The organism is Campylobacter showae (assembly GCF_900699785.1).
GTDB lineage: Bacteria > Campylobacterota > Campylobacteria > Campylobacterales > Campylobacteraceae > Campylobacter_A > Campylobacter_A showae_D.
Genome location: NZ_LR535679.1, coordinates 329,646 through 348,883, shown reverse-complemented (window position 1 = coordinate 348,883; position 19,238 = coordinate 329,646). Strand labels below are relative to the sequence as shown.

Sequence of the window (19,238 nt, the reverse complement as noted above, 5' to 3'; positions counted from 1 at the left end):
GGTATTAAGCTCGTTTGCGCGGTTGCAAACGGGCAAGGAAGTCTTTCGACAAGAGCTGATTTTATCTTTTTTTTACTTAATATTTGCTGTTTTTACCGATAAGATTTTGTAGGCCGAGTACGCAGGAGAGTAAAAAAGTTTTTTTATCGAGCGCAGAGTTTGCCTTTAGTTCAAATTCCGCCAAATTTAACTCGGTAAATATTTCTTTATACGCTTTTAAATTTACTGCCAGACACTGCCTTTTTAGTTCGTTTGCGACGTTTGGCGGCGGCGCATAGCCGAGCGTTTCTTTGATGTCGAATTTTCCTGTTATCTTGATGCCGGCATGTAGTTTAAAGAGCCTAAAAAACGCGCGGTAAAGCGAGTTTATAAATAAAATTTCATTAAAATTTCCATCGTCCGCGTAGGAGAAAAAATCGGCCCTGATATCTTTTAGCGCGATAAATTTATCGAAAAAATCGTCAAAACTCACGCTTGATAGCGAAAAGACCAAGCTTCTTACGATATTTTCGTTTATTGGCTCGTTTAGAGAGGCTAGTTTATTTAGCTCGCTTGCAGCTAAATATAAATTTTCGTTATGTATGCGGTAGAGTTCAAAAAGCGCGTTTTTTGTAATATTTAGGTTCATTTTTGCGGCTTGTCTGCCGAGTAAATTTACGGCTTCTTCGGGCGAGCCCGGTTTAAAAAATCTCGCAAAATTTACCCCGAAAGCCTTTTGTGTATCAAAAACGGCTTTGGCGTCGGATTCAAAAAGCTCAAAAACGAATGCGCCGCCGTTTTTGCAACCGTCTATCAGGATTTTTAGCTCTTTTGCGGGGATTTTTTTATCGCTTTTTACGTGCAAAAGCGGGCTGCCGCCAAATAGCGAAGGTTCGCAAAGGTGCGCGCGCGCTACGTCAAAATCGTACTCGTCGTAGTAAAGGCTCAAAATTTCAAAATCTTTAAATTTGGCTAAAATTTCCTTCGCAAAAAGCTCGATTTGGTATTCGTCCGCACCGTAAAGCAAAAAATAATTTGGAAATTTAGCCGAATTTAGCGCGGCCTCAAGCTCTTTTCTATACATCGATTTTCTTTACGACCTTGCCGAAAATTTCGGCTGTTGCGATATTTGCGTCCGTGATTTCGACGATGACTTTTTGTAGTAAATTTGCGCCGTACGCGCCCAAAAATATCCTAGCGCCTTTTATCTCGTCGTCAAGCCTGGCGATCGCGACGTTTTGATTTTCGCTGATATAGGCGTTAAATCGCTGTCCGATGCGCTCTTTTGCCCAGCGCGCGAATTTTCTATCCATAAAGTCAAACGCGACCCTGTCGGCTTCGCGCTCGAGTTCGCTTAAATTTGAGCAAGTCGCTTCGATATTTAAAAGCAGGTAGTTGAAAAATTTCTCGTCGTTGCGCAGTTTGGCCTTTAAAAGGCGGTGCAACGTAAGGTCGGAGTAGCGGCGGATCGGGCTCGTAAAGTGCGTGTAGCGCTCAAATCCCAGTCCGAAGTGGCCTAAATTTTGCGCGCCGTATTCGGCCTTTTTTTGCGATTTGATGATGAGTTTGTCGATCTCCTCGCGGTTGCCTACGGCGTCGGCCTGCGCTTGGATTTTGCGAACCAAATTTGCGATATCGCTCTCATAAACGAAGTCAAAGCCCAGAGCGCTGAGGTCTTCGAGCAAAATTTGGATTTTTCGCAGATCCGGCGAGCCGTGATTTCTAAAAATGCCTTTACCGATGCGTTTTGCCGCAGCGACGTTGGCTAGCAGCATGCAGTCCTCGACGAGTCTGTGCGAGTCGGTGTCGGTCTCAAATCTTGTAGAGGCAAGCCCGCCGTCTGCGTCAAGGCTCATACGAAGCTCCTGGGTTCTAAAGTCAAACGCGTTTTTCAGGCGTTTTTTGCGCAGACTCGAAGTGAGCGCGAAAAGAGGCTTGATCCAGCCGGTCTCGTCCTCGCGTTCGCCGCGTAAGATTTGATCGACCTCGTCGTAGTTAAAGCGTCTTTGTGAGACGATAACGGCTTCTAAGAGCTCTTCTTTTACAACTTCGCAGTTTTCATCTAGCGTGATTTTGAAACAAAACGCAAGGCGCGCGGTATTTGGCTTAAGCGAGCAGATATTTTCGCTCAAATTTCGTGGCAGCATCGGCACGGCTTTATGCGGAAAATATATCGAAAATCCGCGCGTTTTGGCCTCTGCATCTATCGGAGAGTAGGGAGTGACGTATTCGCTAACGTCTGCGATCGCGACGTAAATTTCTCGCTTTTTCTCGTCAAAATATATCGCGTCGTCAAAGTCTTTGGCATCGACGGGATCGATCGTACAAAAAGGCAGTTCCCTTAAATCTACCCTTTGCGGATACATCGCGGCATCGACCTCATCGCCCCACGCGAGCGCTTCGGCTTCGCACTCCTCGTTAAATTCGTCGTTTTTGTTAAATACGGCGAGCGAGATTTTCTCGTCGCTAAGTGGGTCGTTTATATTGCCGATGACTTCGACTATTTCGTTATTTAGATTGCCGATTTTTAGTAGCGTGCCTGGCGGCAACATTTTTAGAGATTTTTGCGACGCTTTTAGTGGCGAGCTAAGCGCGGTTTTTACGTTTACGCCAAGGATTACCGAGCCTATTTGTTTGGTATAGACTACGCTCGTTTCGTTGGCGAGTTTTAGCGTCATTACGACTTTGGCGCTTTGGCGTTTTTTCTTTAGCGGCAGGAGCTTTGCCAGTACGATGTCGCCGTAGTGCGAGGCGTTTAAATTTTTATTTTCTATTATTATATCTTGCTTGAAGCGTTTGTCGTAAGGCGCCAAAAAGCCCGTGCCGTTCGCGCTTATATCGAGTTTGCCGCAGACAAAGCCGTTATTTAGATAGTAGCGATCTTTGTGCTGGCTTACGGCGTTTAAATTTAGTAAATTTCGTAGGATTTCTTTATCGGAGGAGGCGACTTCCTTTTCGCTCACTCCGTCAAGTAGTTTGGTTAAAAATTCTTTCACAAATTCGCTTTGACTTTTGCGACGGCTTCTAGGAATTTATCTTGCGCAAAGCCGTATTCGTCGAGATGCATTAGCGTGTTTTGTAGATTATCGTCGTTTAGCTGGTTGAATATATTTACCGCGCTTTTTACGACTTTAAGCGCTTTTGAATAGCTTTTTATGTGCTCCGGCGCGTCGTCTGGGTTGTTTGAATACAAAATCGCATCGACTAGCTCAGACTCTAGATTCCACTGCTCGAAAATTTTAGCCGTTACGGTTTCGTTTGAAATCTCGACGATTTTGTTTTCAAGCTCAGATAGGTCGAAAGGATTTGAAATGTTTTTCAAATTTGCCTTAAATTCGGCCGCTTTGCCGGATTCATTTAGCTCGTTAGAGATGACGATTTTACCGACTTCGAGCATAAACGAAGCGGGGCTTAAAATCGCAAGATCGCTAGCGTTTATTTTCGAGTACCAGTTGTACATCAATGCGTTTTGTATCATGGATATATTTAAGAAATCTTGGTTTGTGATGCCGTAAGGATCCAAATTTATCTTAAAGCTTTTTTTGACCGCGCTTGATAGGGCGAAACCGCGAACCGTCGCCATGCCAAACAGCGCCACCGCTCTAGAAACGGTCGTTATCTCCCTACTAAATCCGTAAAGCGGAGAGTTTGCGGAGCGTAAGACGTTTGCCGTTAGCATCGGGTCTTTTTCGACGACTTGGGATAGATCGTTCATTGAGCTATTTTCGTTTCTGCAAATGGCTTGAATTTTTACGACCGTGTCGTCAAGCGGCGGAAGAGCTTTTATATGTTTATAGATTGATTCGTTCATTTTTCCCACTTCATATCGAGATTTTATAATCGCTAATTCTACACTAAAAGGCTTTTTAAAAAACTTAAAGTCAAGTTTGTTTCAGTGTTTAGGTAGTATAATCTCACAAATTTTTTAAGAGGAGAGAATATGGCAGTAAGTATTTACTATGACAAAGATTGCGATTTAAGCTTGATTAGAAGCAAAACCGTGGCGATGATAGGTTTTGGCTCGCAAGGACACGCGCACGCTGAAAATTTGCGCGATAGCGGCGTAAAGGTGATCGTGGGTCTTGCAAAGGGCGGTAAAAGCTGGGCGAAGGCCGAAGCGAAGGGCTTTGAGGTAAAAACCGTAGCCGAAGCCGCAAAGGCCGCAAACGTCATAATGATACTGACTCCCGACGAGCTTCAAGCCGAAATTTTCGAGCGAGATATAAAGCCGAATTTAAACGAGGGCGACGCGATAGCTTTTGGACACGGTTTTAACGTGCATTTCGGACAGATCAAAGCTCCTGAAGGCATCGACGTCATCATGATCGCCCCAAAAGCGCCCGGCCATACGGTAAGAAGCGAATTTGTGCGAGGCGGCGGCATCCCTGATCTAATCGCCGTAGAGCAAAACGCAAGCGGAAAGGCTAAAGAGCTAGCTCTAAGCTACGCTAGCGCGATCGGCGGCGGCAGAACAGGCATCATTGAGACAACCTTTAAAGACGAGACCGAGACCGATCTTTTCGGCGAGCAGGCGGTGCTTTGCGGCGGGCTTTGCGCACTAGTAAACGCGGGCTTTGAGACTTTAGTCGATGCCGGATACGAGCCTGAGATGGCGTATTTCGAGTGCTTGCACGAGCTAAAACTAATCGTGGATCTAATGTATCAAGGCGGTATGGCGGATATGCGCTACTCTATCTCAAACACCGCAGAGTACGGCGACTACGTGAGCGGACCGCGCGTCATCGGCGAAGACAGCAAAAAAGCGATGAAAGAAATTTTAAAAGAGATCCAAAACGGTAAATTTGCAAAAGACTTCATCCTAGAACGCAAGGCCGGATACGTCCGCATGAACGCAGAGCGCGGTATCGCCGAAAGAGGCCTACTAAATCAAACCGGCAAAAAACTACGCTCCATGATGCCTTGGATCAGTGCCGGCAAACTCATAGATCAAAGCAAAAACTAATTGAACTCGAAACCTAGAAAAAAGGCCGCGAAAAGGCGCTCCAAAAAGGGGCGCTCGCGCGGCGGCCTAAAGCTACTACTTTTCGCTTTTCTCATCGCCTGTATCTTGCTTGTCGGGGCGTTTTATTTGCTGGACGTCAGGGTAAAAGTTAAAAGCGATAATGCGCTGATCGCTAAAATCGAGCGGTATTTCGGCGATAAAAGCGAGCCTGATCAAAAGCAAAATTTAAGCCACAAGCCAAGCCTTTCGGCCTCAAACGGCTCCGAAAAAGTCACCATAAAAGACGCGCAAGCCGCATCGGGCGTGCACTCGAGAGCAAATTTGACCGATATAAAGGCGCTTTTTGACGAAGCAGAAGCTAAAGGTAAAGCAAAAATCGGCGACGAAAAAGCTAAGGCAGAGGGAACAAGCGGTTTAAATTCGCCAAACGAGCAAGCTAAATTTGATAAAGACGGACAGAACGCGCAGAGGATAAAGGATAAAATCTCGCCTGAGGGCGGAAATTTAGCCTCCCGCGATACATCCGAGCTTGACGGGGCGAGCGCTAAAAAAGTCGGCGAATTAAATTTGACAAATTTAAGCTCTAAAAGCGAACCCCCTAAATCCGCTCAAAGTAACGGCGATACCGTTAAATTTGATGGCTCTCGAGCGCCTCAAAGAACGCATATTTTTGCAAATTCCGAAGCCGTAATCTTTGACGATACGCCTATGCCGCAGGCGCAAAATAACTCCCTCGAGCAAGCGCTAAAAAAAGAAAAAATCCATATCGAATTTAGCGACGCAAACGATCAGGGGGGGCAGGTCGAGGCGAAATTTGACGCAGAAAACGCGCCGCAAAACTCCGAGCAAAACGAGCAAGAAAAGATCGAAAAAGAAAAGCCTAAAAAGGACGAAAAAGCCAAATTCACAAACTCGCAAAAAACGGATAAAAAAACCGCGCCCGAGCCAAACGAGGTAAAGGCCGCCGTAAAAGCGGGCTACAAACCGCGTCTAGTCATCATCATCGACGACGTGGCGTATAAGCACCAAACAGACGCGATAAAATCGGTAAATCTAAAGCTCACGCCGTCCTTTTTCCCGGCAACCTCCGCCCACCCGGAGACGCCTGTTTTGGCGCGGCGTTTTAGCTTTTATATGATCCACCTGCCTATGCAGGCTCTAGGCGGCTTTAATGGCGCTGAGATCGGCACTCTGACGGTAAACGACGACTACGAAAAGATCGCTAAAAAACTGCAAAGCATCAAGCGAGATTTTCCGGATCTAAAATACATCAACAACCACACAGGCAGTCGCTTTACTAGCGATGCGGCCGCGATGGATAGGCTGATGCGAGCGATGCGGGACGAAAATTTGATCTTCGTCGATAGTAAGACGACCTCGCCGACCAAGGTTTACGGCGCGGCGAAAAAATACTCTATGCCCTACATCGCGCGCGACGTATTTTTGGATCACGACGGCTCAAAAGCAGCGGTGCGAAAGCAGCTAAAATACGCCGTCGAGCTAGCTAAAAAGCGCTCATACGCCATCGCGATCGGCCATCCGCACAAAAACACGATCGAGGTCCTGCAAGAAAGCGCCAAACTCCTGCAAGAGGTCGAGGTCGTCTATCTAAAGGATCTTTTTTGAACGTCTTAGCCGAGCTTCCTAGCGGTCTTTTGCGTCTTAAAAAGCCGCCGAAAAAGCTCTATTTCGAGGGAAATTTGGCTCTGCTTGAGCGCCCGATGGTCTCGATCGTGGGTTCAAGAAAGGCAAGCGCCTACACCAGGCAGTGCGTAGAGGCGCTGGCTAGGACGCTGGCAAACAGCGGCGTTTGCGTAGTTAGCGGTGCGGCTATCGGCGTGGATATCGCCGCGCACAAGGGCGCGTATCCGCATACGGTCGCCGTTTTTGGCAACGGACTAAATAAAATCTACCCGCAAAGCAACGCCAAAATCATCAAAGAAATCTACCAAAATGCGCTGGCTCTTAGCGAGTATGAACCAGGCGAACCGCCGCTTGCATATAGATTTTTGGAGCGAAACCGCATCGTGGTCGCGCTCTCGCAGGCCCTGGTCGTGGCGCAGGCCGATACCAGAAGTGGCTCAATGCAAAGCGCGCGCATGGCAAAGGAGCTTGGCGTGCCGATATTTACGCTGCCTCAGCGCCTAGGCGAGAGCGACGGGACGAACGAGCTGGTCGCTAGCGGCGCGGCAAATTTGATAAACGATTTTGACGAATTTGCGCTTCGTTTCGGCGGCAAACCTGCGTCTGCGCAAGACGACGAGGTGATAAAATTTTGCAAAAACGGCGCGAGTCTCGATACGGCCTTGGCGAAATTCGGCGATAAAATTTACGAATACGAACTGGAAGGCAAAGTGCGAATATCTGGGCTTACGGTATTTGCGGAGTAAATTTGCTCTATCTGTTTTGCAAGGACGTAGATTTAAATTTTGCGCCAGACGAGTGGTTTAAATTTTAAAAGACCAAGCTAAACGGCGGCAAATTTAAGCAGTTTTTAGTTTAAATTCGTGCGGTTTGCAGGCGATTTTTAAATTTTAGGATTACGTAAATTTTTTGGCATGCGAGAGTGAAATTCGCTCGCTCGTTTTTGCGGTTTTTTAAATTTGCTCGAGCTTGCTTGGAGTAACATTTCTAGCGGACTATGTTTGCTAAGATTAGGCAAATTTTCGCGATAAATTTTACGGCAAATTTGTTTGCGGCGGGTTTAATTGTTTCGGTAATTTCACTTTGCGCGGATTTGTTGTAATATAAATTTAATGTCTCGCAAAAATCGGCAAACGGCAGCGATTTTTTGATATAAATTTGCCTGCAAATAACCAAAATCAGGCGCAAAAATCAAAATCTAAAGGACGAAAATGAGCATAATGGCCATCGACGTGGGGCTAAAACGTATCGGCGTGGCGCTAGCCGTCGGGCAAACCGTGATGCCGCAAACGCCCGTACTGCGTAAAAATCGCAATCAAGCCGCGCGCGACGTTAGCGCCGTTTTGCGCGAATACGGAGCAAAAAAGCTGGTCGTGGGCGTGCCGCTTGGGGGATCCAGCGAGGATGAGATGCGACGGCGGATCGCACACTTCGTGTCGCTACTGGAATTTGACGGCGAAGTGGTCTATCAGGACGAGGCGATGAGTAGCTTTGAGGCGAGCGAAATTTACGTCGAGGACAGACGCGACGGACGGCTGGATAGTATCGCGGCGATGATTATTTTAAAGCGGTATTTGGGGCTTTGAGCAAATTTGACGCGCGGTAAAACGGCGGTAAATTTGAGTTTTATGCTAGGCTATGTCGGGGGGGGTCTTGGCCGGTCGTTGCTAGCGCGGAGGTCGAGTAAAATTTGAGCTAAATTTTCGCCTCCGCGGTAAATTTAATTGAGGCTTTTGCGTAAAATTTAAGAGCGGCTTGAGCGGCGGATATTGAGTCAAATTTGACCGTATGGACTCGGCATAAAAGCTCCTCCAAGCCCAGTTAGGCGCCGCTACCGGCTATAGTGCCGTATCCAATCATCCAGAAACCGCATTTGCTCCGCCGTACTAAATCTATGCTCGCCGTTTTTCATGACGGTAAGCGTTGCGCCGACTTGGTTTGCAAACTCGCAAATCGTTTCAAAAGATGTTAGATCGTCGTTTTCGCCGTATAAAATATGCGTCGGCACAGTCCAGAGGGTAGGATGTTCTCTAGCGTAGCAAAGATATCTCCACGAAAGTTTTTCTCCGAATTTTGTGCTCAGTTCGCCCTTATCTCGCAGCTCCTCCTCGCTCGCGTTTGCCTGCGACATCATGTTTAGGATCAAATTTTCCATATTTACGATAGGGGAGATAAAATACGCCTTTTTTATACGCATGTCCCGCAAGGCGTGCATGGCAAAAAACGCGCCGATACTGTTTGCTACGATCGTCACGGATTTGCGGCTTTTAAGGATGGACTCAAAATACGGCGCAAATTCCTCTTTCGCCTCCCATGGCGTGCGCGCTTCGTAATCAAATCCAAGCACGTCGCTATCTGCAAAAAGCCGTCGGTAGCGGGCTGCTTCTGCCGCGCTTCCATTTTTTCCGTGTATGTATACGACTATATCTTTCATGATTTTGCCTTTTTGCGGCGGGCAAGCAGCTAAAATAAAAGCGCTTTGACGCCGCAACTAGTTAAATTTGAGCAGCCCGTCCTCGTCAAATTTAAAACCGGGCCCCCCCAGTAGTATCCCTCTGGATCGGCAAAATACGCGTGATATCCGCCCCAAAACGTATCTTGGGGCTCCTTGACGATGGTGCCGCCCGCCTTTTTTACTAGCTCTATGACGCTAGCTACGTCCTCTTTGTTTTTTGCGTTGTAGGCTAGCGTGATGCCGCCAAATCCGCTGCCTCTGGGCGGGTCGTCGTCTTTGCGATCCGTCTGAAATCCCAGGCCGTCGTGGTAAAATTTGAGCGCCCTTTGCATGCTTCGCACGCCCAGGCAGATGCAGGTTATTTTATTCATTTGCGCCTCCGATATTTTGGTTTATTATATCATTTTGGAGCTAGAGGTTTTGGATCAAATTTGACGTTAATAAACAAAATCGGCGGTTGTGCGGGCTTTAAAAAATGCGAGTAAAATTTCAAAAAGCTAAATTTTATCCCCGTTTTGCATCTCAAATTCGTAAGCTTCATTTAAGATACGCACGAGAGTGTCGGATAGATAGGGCTGAACTAGCGTCCAGGCGCGGATTTTCGGGTTTAAATTTACCGCTGCGTTCGTGGTTTTTAGCACGACTAGCGCGATCTTTTTTTCTATCAAAAGCGTAGATAGAGCGCCATCTATCTCGCGTAGCAGGCTCTCCTCGATAAAGACGACGTTTGGGCGAAATATCATATCCTCTATGTGGCGTTTTACGATACTCCACTCGTTGCTCGGCTTCACGTCGATGCCGATAAACTCGAGATCTTTTTTGATGATATTAAACGAGTGCGGGTTTGGCTCGGCGACGAGGGCGCTAAAATTTTTTGGATTTTTTATTTTAAAGCTTTGCATGAGATCGAGCTTATCGTCGCAAAGACGCAGCGAAATCTCGGTGCTAATGCGCACGCCGTGATCAAACTCAAATCTAATGCTTGAGCCGTTTTGCTCGGCTAGCGCCATCGCTGTTTCATAGTATTTGCGGCTTTGAGCGTTCATGTTTACTCGAGGCGCGCTTTTGACCGTAAAAAAGTCGTGATCGCAGTGGACGCTAAGGGTAAATTTGATGTTATTTTTGTAGTAGTTTGAGAGCAAAAATTTGATCGTAACGGTCGAGTTTGAGACGTTTAAAAGGAAAGTTTGCGCCATCGCATCTATGAGCTTTGCAAGGGCTGCAATATCTGCGTAAAATAGCCTAGGATAGGCGATGTCGTAGTCTAGCAGCACGTAGTTCGTGTTTTTTTGCGCATCCTCGTTGAGTGAGGAGGCTAAAAACAGCAAACCGCCTGCAATATCGACTTTGGGTAGCGTGTCTGCCTCGCTAGATTTGCTGGTCTCGCTCGTACCGTTTTTTTGCGTCGTTTCTTTTTTTATCACTCCGTTTGACCTTCTAAATTTATCCATAAAATAGCAACCGCCCAAAACCGCTAGATAAAATGCGGCAAAAATCAGAAAAATATACGCGAAACTCACGGCTATACAACCAGCATCGCGTCGCCGTAGGAGTAAAATTTGTATTTTTGCTCCACGGCGGTTTTGTAAATCCGCATAGTCTGCTCAAGTCCGATAAAGCTGGTTACTAGCATGATTAGCGTTGATTTTGGCAGGTGAAAATTTGTAAGAAGGTAGTTTTGGCGGATGGGTTTGTTGTTTAAATTTAAAAACAGTCTGCACTCGCCGCTAGATCTGCCGCTTCTAGCAAACTCCTCCACACAGCGCGTTACTGTCGTGCCTACGCCTAGGATCGGTCTGTTTGAGTTGATTAAATTTTGCGTATCTTGCGGGATATCGTAAAACTCCGCGTGCATCTTGTGCTGCGTGATATCCTCGCTCTCCACGCCCTTAAACGTCCCAGCGCCCACATGCAGCGTGAGGTAGGCTATCTCGCGGCCTTTGGCTAGGCGCGCAATCATCTCGTCACTAAAGTGCAAGCTCGCCGTCGGAGCCGCCACTGCGCCCTCGTTTTTAGCAAACACGCTTTGGTACCAGCTCTCATCGTCTTTGGTGTCACTTCGCTTGATATATGGCGGCAGAGGCACGTGGCCGATGTGAGATAGGATTTTATAAAGCGCGGCCGTGTCCAAAAGCTGGTCATTTTGGCTAAATTTGACCGTGCGCGAGCCGTCGCCAAAGAGCTCGCAGACCTCGGCGGTCAAATTTTCGCCAAAATTTAAAACGCTGCCTGCGCGAACCTTGCCTTTTATATAGACGCTAAATTTACCGTCCGCAAGCGGAGAGTTTAGTAAAAGCTCCGTTTCGCCGCCGCTTTGTTTTTTACCGAAAATTCTAGCCTTTACGACTTTAGTGTCGTTAAAAATAATATCGCAAGGAGGTAAAATTTCAGGCAAGTCGCCGAATTTTAGATGAGAGATTTTTTTGCTAGCCCGCTCGTAAACTAGTAGTCTCGCGTCCTCTTTGGGAAAGGTCGGGAAATTTGCTATTAGCTCCAGCGGTAGCTCGTAGTCGTAGGCGTCAAGCGAGTTTGGATTTAAAATTTGACTCATTTGGCTAGCCTACTTGATTTCATGATTATTCGTCCTCTTTTTCTTCGCCGGTTTCCTGCTCTGGCTCTTCGTTTTTAGCCGGATTTACGCGGGCGGCTATAAAGATAGAAAGCCCGTAAAGACCGATAAGAGGCACAGCCATCAAAAACTGGCTGAGGATATCCGGAGGCGTCATGATCGCGGCAAATATAAAAATCACGACGATAGCGTAGCGGAAAGAGTTTTTAAGCATCTTGTCATCGACTAGGCCGAGTTTGGCGAGGAAAAAGGTGATAACGGGAAGCTCAAACGCGATACCGAATGCAATGACTAGTTTCGTAAAAAAGCCGACGTAGCCGCCGATATTTAGCATCGCAGAAAAGAGCTGTTGGCCGAAATTTATAAGGAAAGCAAAACCGATAGGAACGACGACGTAGTAGCAAAACGCCGCGCCAACGAGAAACATAAAGGTCGCCGAGATCACGAACGGTATGACGTATTTTTTCTCGTTTTCGTAAAGCCCGGGTGCTACAAACAGCCAAAACTGCCAAAAAATAATCGGCAACGAAAACAAAAAACCGGTGAAAAACGCCACCTTCATCGCTACGAAAAAGGGCTCTTGCACCTCGAGAAAGACCATTTTTTGGTTATCGGGCAGAGTGTTTTGCAGTGGCGCGATGATAAAGTCTAAAATTTGATTCCAAAAGCTAAAGCACACTACAAACATCACGATCACGGTCATGACGCTGATGAAAAGCCTTTTTCTAAGTTCTACTAAATGCGGTTTTAGCTCTTCAAACATTACGCCTCTTTTTTCTCGTTATCGCCCAGTACGGCGTTTTTGACGGCTTCGCCCGGGTTTTTGACCGCTTCGACGCTCTTTTTTACGTCGTTTATGCCGTCTGTGATGCCGCTAGTGACGTCGTTTACGCCCTTTTTGAGCTCGTCTAGCTCCTCAAAGGTGAGTTTTTTTCGCACCGTTTCAGTTGTTTTTGCGATGCTTTCTTTGTATTTTTTCGCGTCCTCTTTGAGTTCTTGGATTTTTATCTCTTGATCGAAGCTGCTTTTTGCGTCATTGACCGTTTTTTTAACGGTTTTAAAAAATTTCGCTATCTCGACCATCGCGCTAGGAAGCTTATCAGGGCCCAAAAATAGCACCGCAATGACGGCTATGACGATGATCTCGGGTAAGCTCATGCCAAACATTTTTTATCCTAAATTTTTATTTAAAGCGCTCATTTTAGCGTTTTTTATCTCAAATTTGCATAAATCAGCCTGCGATAAATAAAGAAATTTCATCCGCAGTAAGGAATTTTTTGGCGTAATATCGCCCGTTTTTAAATTTTAATTTTCCGCTATTTTTTAGCAGCCGCGCTCTTTGCTCTTGCTCGGCGTTTAGGCTATTTTGATCGATGCCCACGATGCTTCTAGCGCCTAAAAATATACGCTCTAAATTTAGCTCGTCCGCGCTTAAATTTTCTATTTTTTTAGCGTGCGGATTTTTGACGTAGGCGTTTAAATTTGAAGCGTTATAAAAGCGATGATCGCGCCAAAATCCGACTGCGTAAGCGCCGATGGCAAGGTAGAATTTGCCCTGCCAGTAGCCAAGATTATGCCTGCAAATTTGACCGAAATTTGAGATTTCGTACTGTTTTAGTCCGGTTTCTTCGATGCGATCTATCATAAATTTAGCTAGCCTCGGACTATCTTTTGCGTAGTTTATCTTGCCGGCAAAGGGTGTATTTTCCTCAAGCGTTAGCGAGTACGCCGACACGTGCGAAACGCCCAAATTTCGGATATTTTGCGCCTCTTGCTCGAGGCGTTTTTTGGTGTCTAGCTTCGTGCTGTAGATGAGGTCGACGTTTATGTTTTCTAGCCCCGCGGTTTTGGCATTTGAGACCGCTTCGTAGATCTGCCTCGCGTCGTGGATACGCCCGAGAAATTTCAGCTTATCTTCAAAAAAGCTTTGAGCACCGAAGCTTACGCGATTTACGCCGTATGATTTCATCTGCGATAGCCACGCTAGGCTTGCCGAGTTTGGATTTGCCTCCGTCGTGATCTCGGCGTTTGCCGCAAGATATGGCGCGACTGCTTCAAATAGCCGCTCATAGTAGCCCCCATCCACGGCGCTTGGCGTCCCTCCTCCGATAAAAACCGTCTCGATCTCGCCCTTTTTTACGTCAAATTTTAAAATTTGCTCCCTAAAATCCGCAACCATCGCGTCAAAATACGCGCTCGTTAAATTTCGTTTGCCCACCACCGAGCCAAAGGCGCAGTATGGGCATTTGCTCTCGCAAAAAGGGATGTGGACGTAAAGAAGCATTTTGACCTTTGTTTTTGCCGTATTTTAGCAGATTTTACGGCTTTATTGCGCGACGTTTGATATTTTGCTTTTGTGCAAGCTTGCGTGCCGGTTTACGGTAAAATTAGGCCGAATTTAGGCGCAAAACCGACTCCGGTAAGCTATTTGAAGCTTTTAAATTTTAAAATTTACCGCCGTTTTTGCCGCCCGTTAAATTTAAAAAGTCGCGCCGATACGTTTAATTTTGATTTTAATTTAACGCCCGCAAAGCCTTACAAGAGCGTTAAATTTACGTATAAAATTTCTTTTGTTTTAAAATTTGCGTCGGCAAAACGCCGAATTTTTCTCTAAAAATCTTTGCAAAGTGCGGAGCGCTGGCGTATCCTACGATTTTTGCGGCTTCGCTCACGCAGACGTCTCCGCGCTCTAAAAGTTTTTTCGCCGCGTTTAGCCGCTCGCTTGCTAGCAGCCCGTAGATCGTATCGCCAAAGTAGCTTTTAAAGCCCGTTTTTAGCTTAAATTCATTCGTCGCGCACGCTCTAGCTAGCTCTTTTATGCTGGGCGGATTTTGGACGTCGCTTAGTAAAATTTGCCTCGCTTTATTTAAAATTTTTACGTATTCGTCGCTAAAATCGCGCTTTTTTTCATCGGCTTCGGGCGTTTTGGGCGCGCCTAGGCTTTTATAGATTAGTTCTAAAATTTTAGCTTCCATAAAGATTTCGCGCATCTTACCCTCAAACTCGCTCACGGCTAAAAGCTCTCGTAAAATCAGGCTTTGGGCTAAATTTATCTTAGCCGTTTGGATACAGATTTCGTTTTCTTCGCCTAGATTTTTAAAAGCCGCTAACTCGCTGGCTAACTCATTTTTTAGCACGATGCATCGCCCGGCGTAGCTGCTGCTTTGATACTCGCAAATGCCCTCAAATCCGCTATCCACGCGCCCCGTCCAAAACTCTCCGGCCTTTAGGCAAAAAGTTTTTTTACCCGCCTTAAGCCCGGCGTCCTTTCTTGCGTCGTTAAAGAGCAAAAAGCAGTATCCAGTGCTCCTTTCAAGCCGTCTTTTTACGCTTTTATTGCAGATTATTTCGCTCTTGCAGTAGCTTGCGCCGCTTGTGCCTTTAAAAAACTCGACCTTGCATTTTCTATCTTGCTCTTGCCACGCGCTTTGTCCGTAGCGCGCCGAATTTTGCGCGATTTCTTGCTCGTTTGCGCGTAAAATATCTTTAAATTCGACTTTCATTTGCTTTTATCCTTTTAGCGTTAACAAAAAATCCTTCTACCGTTTATCAGAGTATTGATAATAATTATCTGATTATAGTAAAATAGGGTTTAAATTTAAATAAGGAGTTTAAAGATGAAAAGTATGCCTAAAATTTCTATGCTAGCTTGCCTAGCACTATCTTGCGCGCAGGCGGCCGATGAAGTAAAACTAAACGAAGTTACCGTAACTAGCGCGACGGGTTTTGAGCAAAATATCAAAGACGCGCCTGCTTCCGTTTCGGTAATCTCGCAAAAAGAGATAGCTAGGCGCAACCATCAAGATATAGAAAGCGTCGTAAAAGACGCTCCGGGCGTGTTTGGAGCGACGCTGGGAGCTGCTAGCAGACGCGGTATCACGATGAGAGGACTTGGTCAAAAATACACTAAAATTTTAATAGACGGCCGTCCTGCGACCAGCGATAGTGCATATAGAGGGCTTCGCGCGGTCGGTAGCGCTCAAAATTTCCTCCCGCCGGCAAACACGATCGAGCGTATCGAAATCGTGCGAGGCCCGATGAGCTCGCTATACGGCTCGGACGCAATGGGAGGTGTCATAAACATCATCACCAAGGGCTTTTCAAACGAATTTAGCGGAAACGTAAACGGCTACTACACGCTTGCGGGAAAAAGCGGGATAAACGATGACTACCAAACCGGCTTTTACGTAAACGGCGCAGTGATCCCGGACGTGTTAGGCATCGCGCTTTACGGGCGGTACTTTCATAAATTCGAAGACGAGCGAGTCTTTACGAACCGCAAAAACGAGGATGTAAATTTCGGCGCGAAAATCATGTATAACGCCACCGAAAACGACGAAATAGCTCTGGATCTACGCCGCGTAGTAAATAAATACGAGCGCACCGAGGGCAAGACGCTAAGAAGAGCTACCGGCGATAATACGAGCGTTGCGTTTGAAAAGATGAGCGGATATACCGCCTCGCTCTCGCATACGGGCAAATACGACAAACTGCTGCTTGAAAGCTTTTTAACCCACGATCATATGAAAGAAAGCGGACAACAAGATCTCAAGCTAAAAACGACGACGCTAAATACCAAGGGAACGTATTTTTTTGATAACAACACGCTGAGCCTTGGGGCTGAATACAGAAGAGAAAGGCTAAACGAAAAAGCAACGACGGCCGACGCCGCAAACGTAAAAAGGTATGATTTTTCGCTCTACGGCGAGGACGATTTTGACGTGACCGACGCGCTCACGCTAACTGCGGGTCTAAGGTATAATCACGATAAAGACTACGGCGGACACGTATCTCCGCGCGGCTATGCCGTATATCATCTAAGCGAAAATTTATCGTTAAAAGGCGGCGTATCGGCAGGCTACTCGACGCCTGATATCAAGATGCGAACCGACGGGCTTGCTCTGCCTTTTGCCGGCGGTATGGGAGCACAGCTGGGTAAAAGCGACCTAAAGCCCGAATCCAGCCTAAACTACGAGGCCGGCGTCGCATATGGGGACGAGAGCCTTAACGTCTCGGCGATGGCGTTTTATACGCGGATAAAAGACGGTCTAGGCACTAAGCCGGTTTGCGTCGCACGCCCGGGCGTTCCTTGCGTGCATAACGGCAAGACCTATAGGCGCGGTATCTGGGAGAGCGTAAATATCGGCAAAGCCGAAGTAAAGGGTGTCGAACTCGCCTCAGACTGGCAGATTTTATCAAATTTAGCCCTGCACTCAAGCTACGTTTACACTAGATCAAAGCAAAAATCGGGCGCGTACGAGGGCAAATCTCTAAACAATCTACCCGTTCATACCGTAAAAATAGGGCTTGATTACGACGCGACGCCCGATCTAAATTTTTGGACGCAGATGAACTATCTGGGCAAAACCAGAGCCGTTTACGGCCTACCGGGTGACGAGGAGATAAAGGATTATACGCTATTTGACGCGGGCGCAAGCTACAAGCTAACTAAAAACGCGAGCGTAAATTTTAGCGTTTATAATATCTTTAACGAATACGTAACGACAAAATCCGGACGCTACGAAATTTTAATCGCCGACGGGATCAAATATAGACTCGGATTTAACGTAAATTTTTAAATTTAGCCGTATTTAAGCGGGGGCGGTGCGTAGCGATCGCCGCCCTGCTACCGGTTTTTAAAATTTGAGCTTAAATTTAAGGAGAAAGATGCCGTTTTTAAAGAAAAAGAAATTTTGGTTTAACGTCCATTTGATTTTAAGCCTAGCCTGTGTTTTGCCGCTGCTTATCGTCGCTCTTAGCGGCGCGGTCATATCCTATCACGACGAGATTATAGACCTTGCAAACTCGCAAAAAACCTTCGTCGAGCGAGGCGAAAAAGAGCTTAGCGCGAGAGAAATTTTAGATATTTTTAAAGCTAGGGAACCAAATTTTACGCTTAGCTACTACAAGATTAACTCGGACGCAAATCACGCTATAGGCGTATCTGGCACGAATGCTAAAGGCGAGTTTAAGTCGTATTTTATAAACCAATACACGGGCGAGATAACGGGTGAAAATTTCGGCGATAAATTTATCGGACTAATGTTAAATTTTCATACTAACTTAGGCCTTGGGCTTAGCGAAAACGAGACGCTACGGCTTATCGGTAAGCATATCGTTGCAGTTTGCAGTATTGTTCTAGTTGTTCTGGTTATATCTGGATTGATAATCTATTATCCTAGTTTTAAAACTAAATTTATGCGCGCGTTTGCTCTAAAAATCAAGGCCAGAGGCTATGCGTTTTTGTACAGCCTGCACGGATTTGCCGGCGTTTATCTTTGTTTATTTTTAGCCTTTATGAGCGTTACGGGGCTTTACTGGTCGTACGACTGGGCGGCAAAGCTCGTAAATAACGCGCTTGGCGAAAAAGAAATTTTTAGAAAAAAGAGCTTTACGCAAGTGAGGGGATTTTCGCTGGAGGACGAGGCTAAGATAGCAAATTTAGAGGCCGCGATAAATATTTTTAAACGAGATAGAGGTGATTACGAGCTTTTTAATGTCATCACGCAAGAAGACGGCGAAAATTTTATGATATTTTACTTTGACAAAGGGCTGGAAGAGGACGATAAGGTAAATACGATGACGATAAACGCCGCCAAGGGGCAAATTGCTAGGCATGCGAGGTTTGACGACGCTAAAAGCTCGATGCCAAGGCCTTTTGCGATTCATAAAGCGGTTTTAAGCTTGCATTCGGGATATTTTTTGGGCGAGGTTGGTAAATTTATATTTTGTTTAGCTTCGGCATCGGTTTTGTTTTTCGTTATAAGCGGCTTTTGGATGAGCTTAAAACGGCTCAAAAGATAAATTTGATAAAATCGCTCGAAAAAACTGAAAAAGGCTAAATATGCGAGTGATTTTAGATGGATTTGACGGCTCTTTTTTGCCGATTTTGCAAAGCTTTAAGGCCGTGATGCCGAGCCTGCGTATAATGGGCATCGAGGAGCTCGGTCAAAACGTCAAGGAGGCGCCGGGCGAAGACGCGGATAACAAGGACGCTATCAACGTAAGCGAACTTTTTGCGCGGCAAGACGAGCGGGACGAGCTTTTATCGGACGAATCTTTGTTTTTGCAGGATGAGAAATTTGACGAGAGCGGCGAGGCTACGGCGGTTAAATTTGATGAAAACGTTAAATTTGAAAATGCGCGCCAGGCGATTGACGGCGCCGAATTTGAGCAAAATTTAATGCCTAAGAGCGAGCGAAAAATCGCTTTTGCGCAGGAGCAAAATTTGCAAGAAATGCAGAACGCTACGCCGTATCAAGACGGCAGCCGCAAGGAAAAGGTTATCTTGCAAACCGGCTCTTTGAGCGAAGCGCCTAAAACCACGATTCTAACTGAGAGCACGCAAACTACCGCTGCGCAAGAAGTTTCTATCTTTGGCGGAGCTACTCAAACGGCTTCGTTTGGCAAAACGGCTACCTCAAACCAAGCCGCAAAAACGGCGGTTTCGGATGATTCTGCGCAGGCTGCGTTGTTTGATTTTAACGAGTCTGGGCAAAATTTGACATCGCGCGCCGAGCCCAAAGCCGCGCTTGAGCGCAAAAAGCACGAAAGCGCGAGTCTGTTTACCGACGAAGAGGTGCGGGCGATACTGGAGCTAAAATAGGCGGCTTAAATTTAGCTATCAA

Annotated in this window: 18 protein-coding genes; 7 read left to right on the top strand and 11 right to left on the bottom strand. The window is 46.4% G+C overall.

Going from position 1 to position 19,238, the window contains the following annotated elements:
• Window positions 1-76: 76 nt before the first annotated feature.
• Genes holA through E4V70_RS01640 form a run of 3 tightly spaced genes read right to left on the bottom strand, consistent with a single transcriptional unit; the run spans window position 77 to window position 3,790 of the window.
• Window positions 77-1,063: a DNA polymerase III subunit delta gene (holA, locus tag E4V70_RS01650; RefSeq protein ID WP_122862174.1), complete on the bottom strand. Its 987-nt coding sequence runs from the start codon at window positions 1,061-1,063 to the stop codon at window positions 77-79.
• Complete coding sequence (locus E4V70_RS01645) at window positions 1,056-2,975, bottom strand: RNB domain-containing ribonuclease (protein ID WP_122862175.1); 1,920 nt, start codon at window positions 2,973-2,975, stop codon at window positions 1,056-1,058. The genes holA and E4V70_RS01645 overlap by 8 nt, the downstream gene beginning before the upstream one ends.
• Window positions 2,972-3,790, bottom strand: coding sequence for an HDOD domain-containing protein (locus tag E4V70_RS01640; RefSeq protein WP_122862176.1), 819 nt, complete (start codon window positions 3,788-3,790; stop codon window positions 2,972-2,974). The genes E4V70_RS01645 and E4V70_RS01640 overlap by 4 nt, the downstream gene beginning before the upstream one ends.
• A 129-nt stretch (window positions 3,791-3,919) precedes the next feature.
• Here E4V70_RS01640 and ilvC point away from each other — a divergent pair, with 129 nt between their 5' ends.
• The 4 genes from ilvC (at window position 3,920) to ruvX (ending at window position 8,172) form a co-directional block, all read left to right on the top strand.
• Window positions 3,920-4,942, top strand: coding sequence for a ketol-acid reductoisomerase (gene ilvC, locus E4V70_RS01635; protein ID WP_122862177.1), 1,023 nt, complete (start codon window positions 3,920-3,922; stop codon window positions 4,940-4,942).
• Complete coding sequence (locus tag E4V70_RS01630) at window positions 4,943-6,568, top strand: divergent polysaccharide deacetylase family protein (RefSeq protein WP_122862178.1); 1,626 nt, start codon at window positions 4,943-4,945, stop codon at window positions 6,566-6,568.
• Entirely contained in the window at window positions 6,565-7,332 is a 768-nt protein-coding gene (dprA, locus tag E4V70_RS01625) for a DNA-processing protein DprA (RefSeq protein WP_122862179.1), read from the top strand. Before E4V70_RS01630 ends, dprA begins: the two co-directional genes overlap by 4 nt.
• A gap of 465 nt (window positions 7,333-7,797) precedes the next feature.
• Window positions 7,798-8,172 carry a Holliday junction resolvase RuvX gene (ruvX, locus tag E4V70_RS01620; RefSeq protein ID WP_122862181.1) on the top strand — a complete coding sequence of 125 codons (375 nt, stop codon included), beginning with the start codon at window positions 7,798-7,800 and terminating at the stop codon, window positions 8,170-8,172.
• Window positions 8,173-8,417: 245 nt separating this feature from the next.
• On the opposite strand, the gene E4V70_RS01615 is transcribed toward ruvX, so the two are convergent.
• The 8 genes from E4V70_RS01615 to E4V70_RS01580 all read right to left on the bottom strand — a co-directional run bounded on the left by E4V70_RS01615 (window position 8,418) and on the right by E4V70_RS01580 (window position 15,113).
• Complete coding sequence (locus E4V70_RS01615) at window positions 8,418-9,020, bottom strand: alpha/beta hydrolase (RefSeq protein ID WP_122862182.1); 603 nt, start codon at window positions 9,018-9,020, stop codon at window positions 8,418-8,420.
• A gap of 29 nt (window positions 9,021-9,049) precedes the next feature.
• Window positions 9,050-9,412 carry a VOC family protein gene (locus tag E4V70_RS01610; RefSeq protein WP_232037799.1) on the bottom strand — a complete coding sequence of 121 codons (363 nt, stop codon included), beginning with the start codon at window positions 9,410-9,412 and terminating at the stop codon, window positions 9,050-9,052.
• Window positions 9,413-9,538: 126 nt separating this feature from the next.
• Window positions 9,539-10,492, bottom strand: coding sequence for a hypothetical protein (locus E4V70_RS01605; RefSeq protein ID WP_232037798.1), 954 nt, complete (start codon window positions 10,490-10,492; stop codon window positions 9,539-9,541).
• Between the two features lie 71 nt (window positions 10,493-10,563).
• Window positions 10,564-11,592, bottom strand: coding sequence for a tRNA preQ1(34) S-adenosylmethionine ribosyltransferase-isomerase QueA (queA, locus tag E4V70_RS01600; protein ID WP_122862184.1), 1,029 nt, complete (start codon window positions 11,590-11,592; stop codon window positions 10,564-10,566).
• 25 nt (window positions 11,593-11,617) lie between these two features.
• Entirely contained in the window at window positions 11,618-12,373 is a 756-nt protein-coding gene (gene tatC / locus E4V70_RS01595; protein WP_122862185.1) for a twin-arginine translocase subunit TatC, read from the bottom strand.
• Entirely contained in the window at window positions 12,373-12,777 is a 405-nt protein-coding gene (gene tatB, locus E4V70_RS01590) for a Sec-independent protein translocase protein TatB (protein ID WP_122862186.1), read from the bottom strand. The genes tatC and tatB overlap by 1 nt, the downstream gene beginning before the upstream one ends.
• A 64-nt stretch (window positions 12,778-12,841) precedes the next feature.
• Window positions 12,842-13,894 carry a radical SAM family heme chaperone HemW gene (gene hemW / locus E4V70_RS01585; protein WP_122862187.1) on the bottom strand — a complete coding sequence of 351 codons (1,053 nt, stop codon included), beginning with the start codon at window positions 13,892-13,894 and terminating at the stop codon, window positions 12,842-12,844.
• 268 nt (window positions 13,895-14,162) lie between these two features.
• The gene (locus tag E4V70_RS01580) at window positions 14,163-15,113 is read right to left on the bottom strand and encodes a helix-turn-helix domain-containing protein (RefSeq protein ID WP_122862189.1); all 951 of its coding nucleotides are present in this window, start codon (window positions 15,111-15,113) and stop codon (window positions 14,163-14,165) included.
• 114 nt (window positions 15,114-15,227) lie between these two features.
• On the opposite strand from E4V70_RS01580, the gene E4V70_RS01575 reads away from it, so the two are divergent.
• The 3 genes from E4V70_RS01575 to E4V70_RS01565 all read left to right on the top strand — a co-directional run bounded on the left by E4V70_RS01575 (window position 15,228) and on the right by E4V70_RS01565 (window position 19,216).
• The gene (locus E4V70_RS01575) at window positions 15,228-17,189 is read left to right on the top strand and encodes a TonB-dependent receptor domain-containing protein (protein WP_122862190.1); all 1,962 of its coding nucleotides are present in this window, start codon (window positions 15,228-15,230) and stop codon (window positions 17,187-17,189) included.
• A gap of 88 nt (window positions 17,190-17,277) precedes the next feature.
• Window positions 17,278-18,414: a PepSY-associated TM helix domain-containing protein gene (locus E4V70_RS01570; protein WP_122862191.1), complete on the top strand. Its 1,137-nt coding sequence runs from the start codon at window positions 17,278-17,280 to the stop codon at window positions 18,412-18,414.
• Window positions 18,415-18,454: 40 nt separating this feature from the next.
• Window positions 18,455-19,216, top strand: a complete 762-nt coding sequence (locus tag E4V70_RS01565) for a hypothetical protein (RefSeq protein WP_122862192.1) — start codon at window positions 18,455-18,457, stop codon at window positions 19,214-19,216.
• The last annotated feature ends 22 nt before the right edge of the window (window positions 19,217-19,238 follow it).

Bases quoted from the DNA above. Each gene is read 5' to 3' on its own strand.
- tatB (WP_122862186.1), bottom strand. From the start codon at position 12,777: ATGTTTGGCATGAGCTTACCCGAGATCATCGTCATAGCCGTCATTGCG.
- queA (WP_122862184.1), bottom strand. From the start codon at position 11,592: ATGAGTCAAATTTTAAATCCAAACTCGCTTGACGCCTACGACTACGAG.
- ruvX (WP_122862181.1), top strand. From the start codon at position 7,798: ATGAGCATAATGGCCATCGACGTGGGGCTAAAACGTATCGGCGTGGCG.
- E4V70_RS01640 (WP_122862176.1), bottom strand. From the start codon at position 3,790: ATGAACGAATCAATCTATAAACATATAAAAGCTCTTCCGCCGCTTGAC.
- holA (WP_122862174.1), bottom strand. From the start codon at position 1,063: ATGTATAGAAAAGAGCTTGAGGCCGCGCTAAATTCGGCTAAATTTCCA.
- E4V70_RS01610 (WP_232037799.1), bottom strand. From the start codon at position 9,412: ATGAATAAAATAACCTGCATCTGCCTGGGCGTGCGAAGCATGCAAAGG.
- E4V70_RS01565 (WP_122862192.1), top strand. From the start codon at position 18,455: ATGCGAGTGATTTTAGATGGATTTGACGGCTCTTTTTTGCCGATTTTG.
- tatC (WP_122862185.1), bottom strand. From the start codon at position 12,373: ATGTTTGAAGAGCTAAAACCGCATTTAGTAGAACTTAGAAAAAGGCTT.
- ilvC (WP_122862177.1), top strand. From the start codon at position 3,920: ATGGCAGTAAGTATTTACTATGACAAAGATTGCGATTTAAGCTTGATT.
- E4V70_RS01570 (WP_122862191.1), top strand. From the start codon at position 17,278: ATGCCGTTTTTAAAGAAAAAGAAATTTTGGTTTAACGTCCATTTGATT.
- E4V70_RS01605 (WP_232037798.1), bottom strand. From the start codon at position 10,492: ATGGATAAATTTAGAAGGTCAAACGGAGTGATAAAAAAAGAAACGACG.
- E4V70_RS01615 (WP_122862182.1), bottom strand. From the start codon at position 9,020: ATGAAAGATATAGTCGTATACATACACGGAAAAAATGGAAGCGCGGCA.
- E4V70_RS01580 (WP_122862189.1), bottom strand. From the start codon at position 15,113: ATGAAAGTCGAATTTAAAGATATTTTACGCGCAAACGAGCAAGAAATC.
- E4V70_RS01575 (WP_122862190.1), top strand. From the start codon at position 15,228: ATGAAAAGTATGCCTAAAATTTCTATGCTAGCTTGCCTAGCACTATCT.
- hemW (WP_122862187.1), bottom strand. From the start codon at position 13,894: ATGCTTCTTTACGTCCACATCCCTTTTTGCGAGAGCAAATGCCCATAC.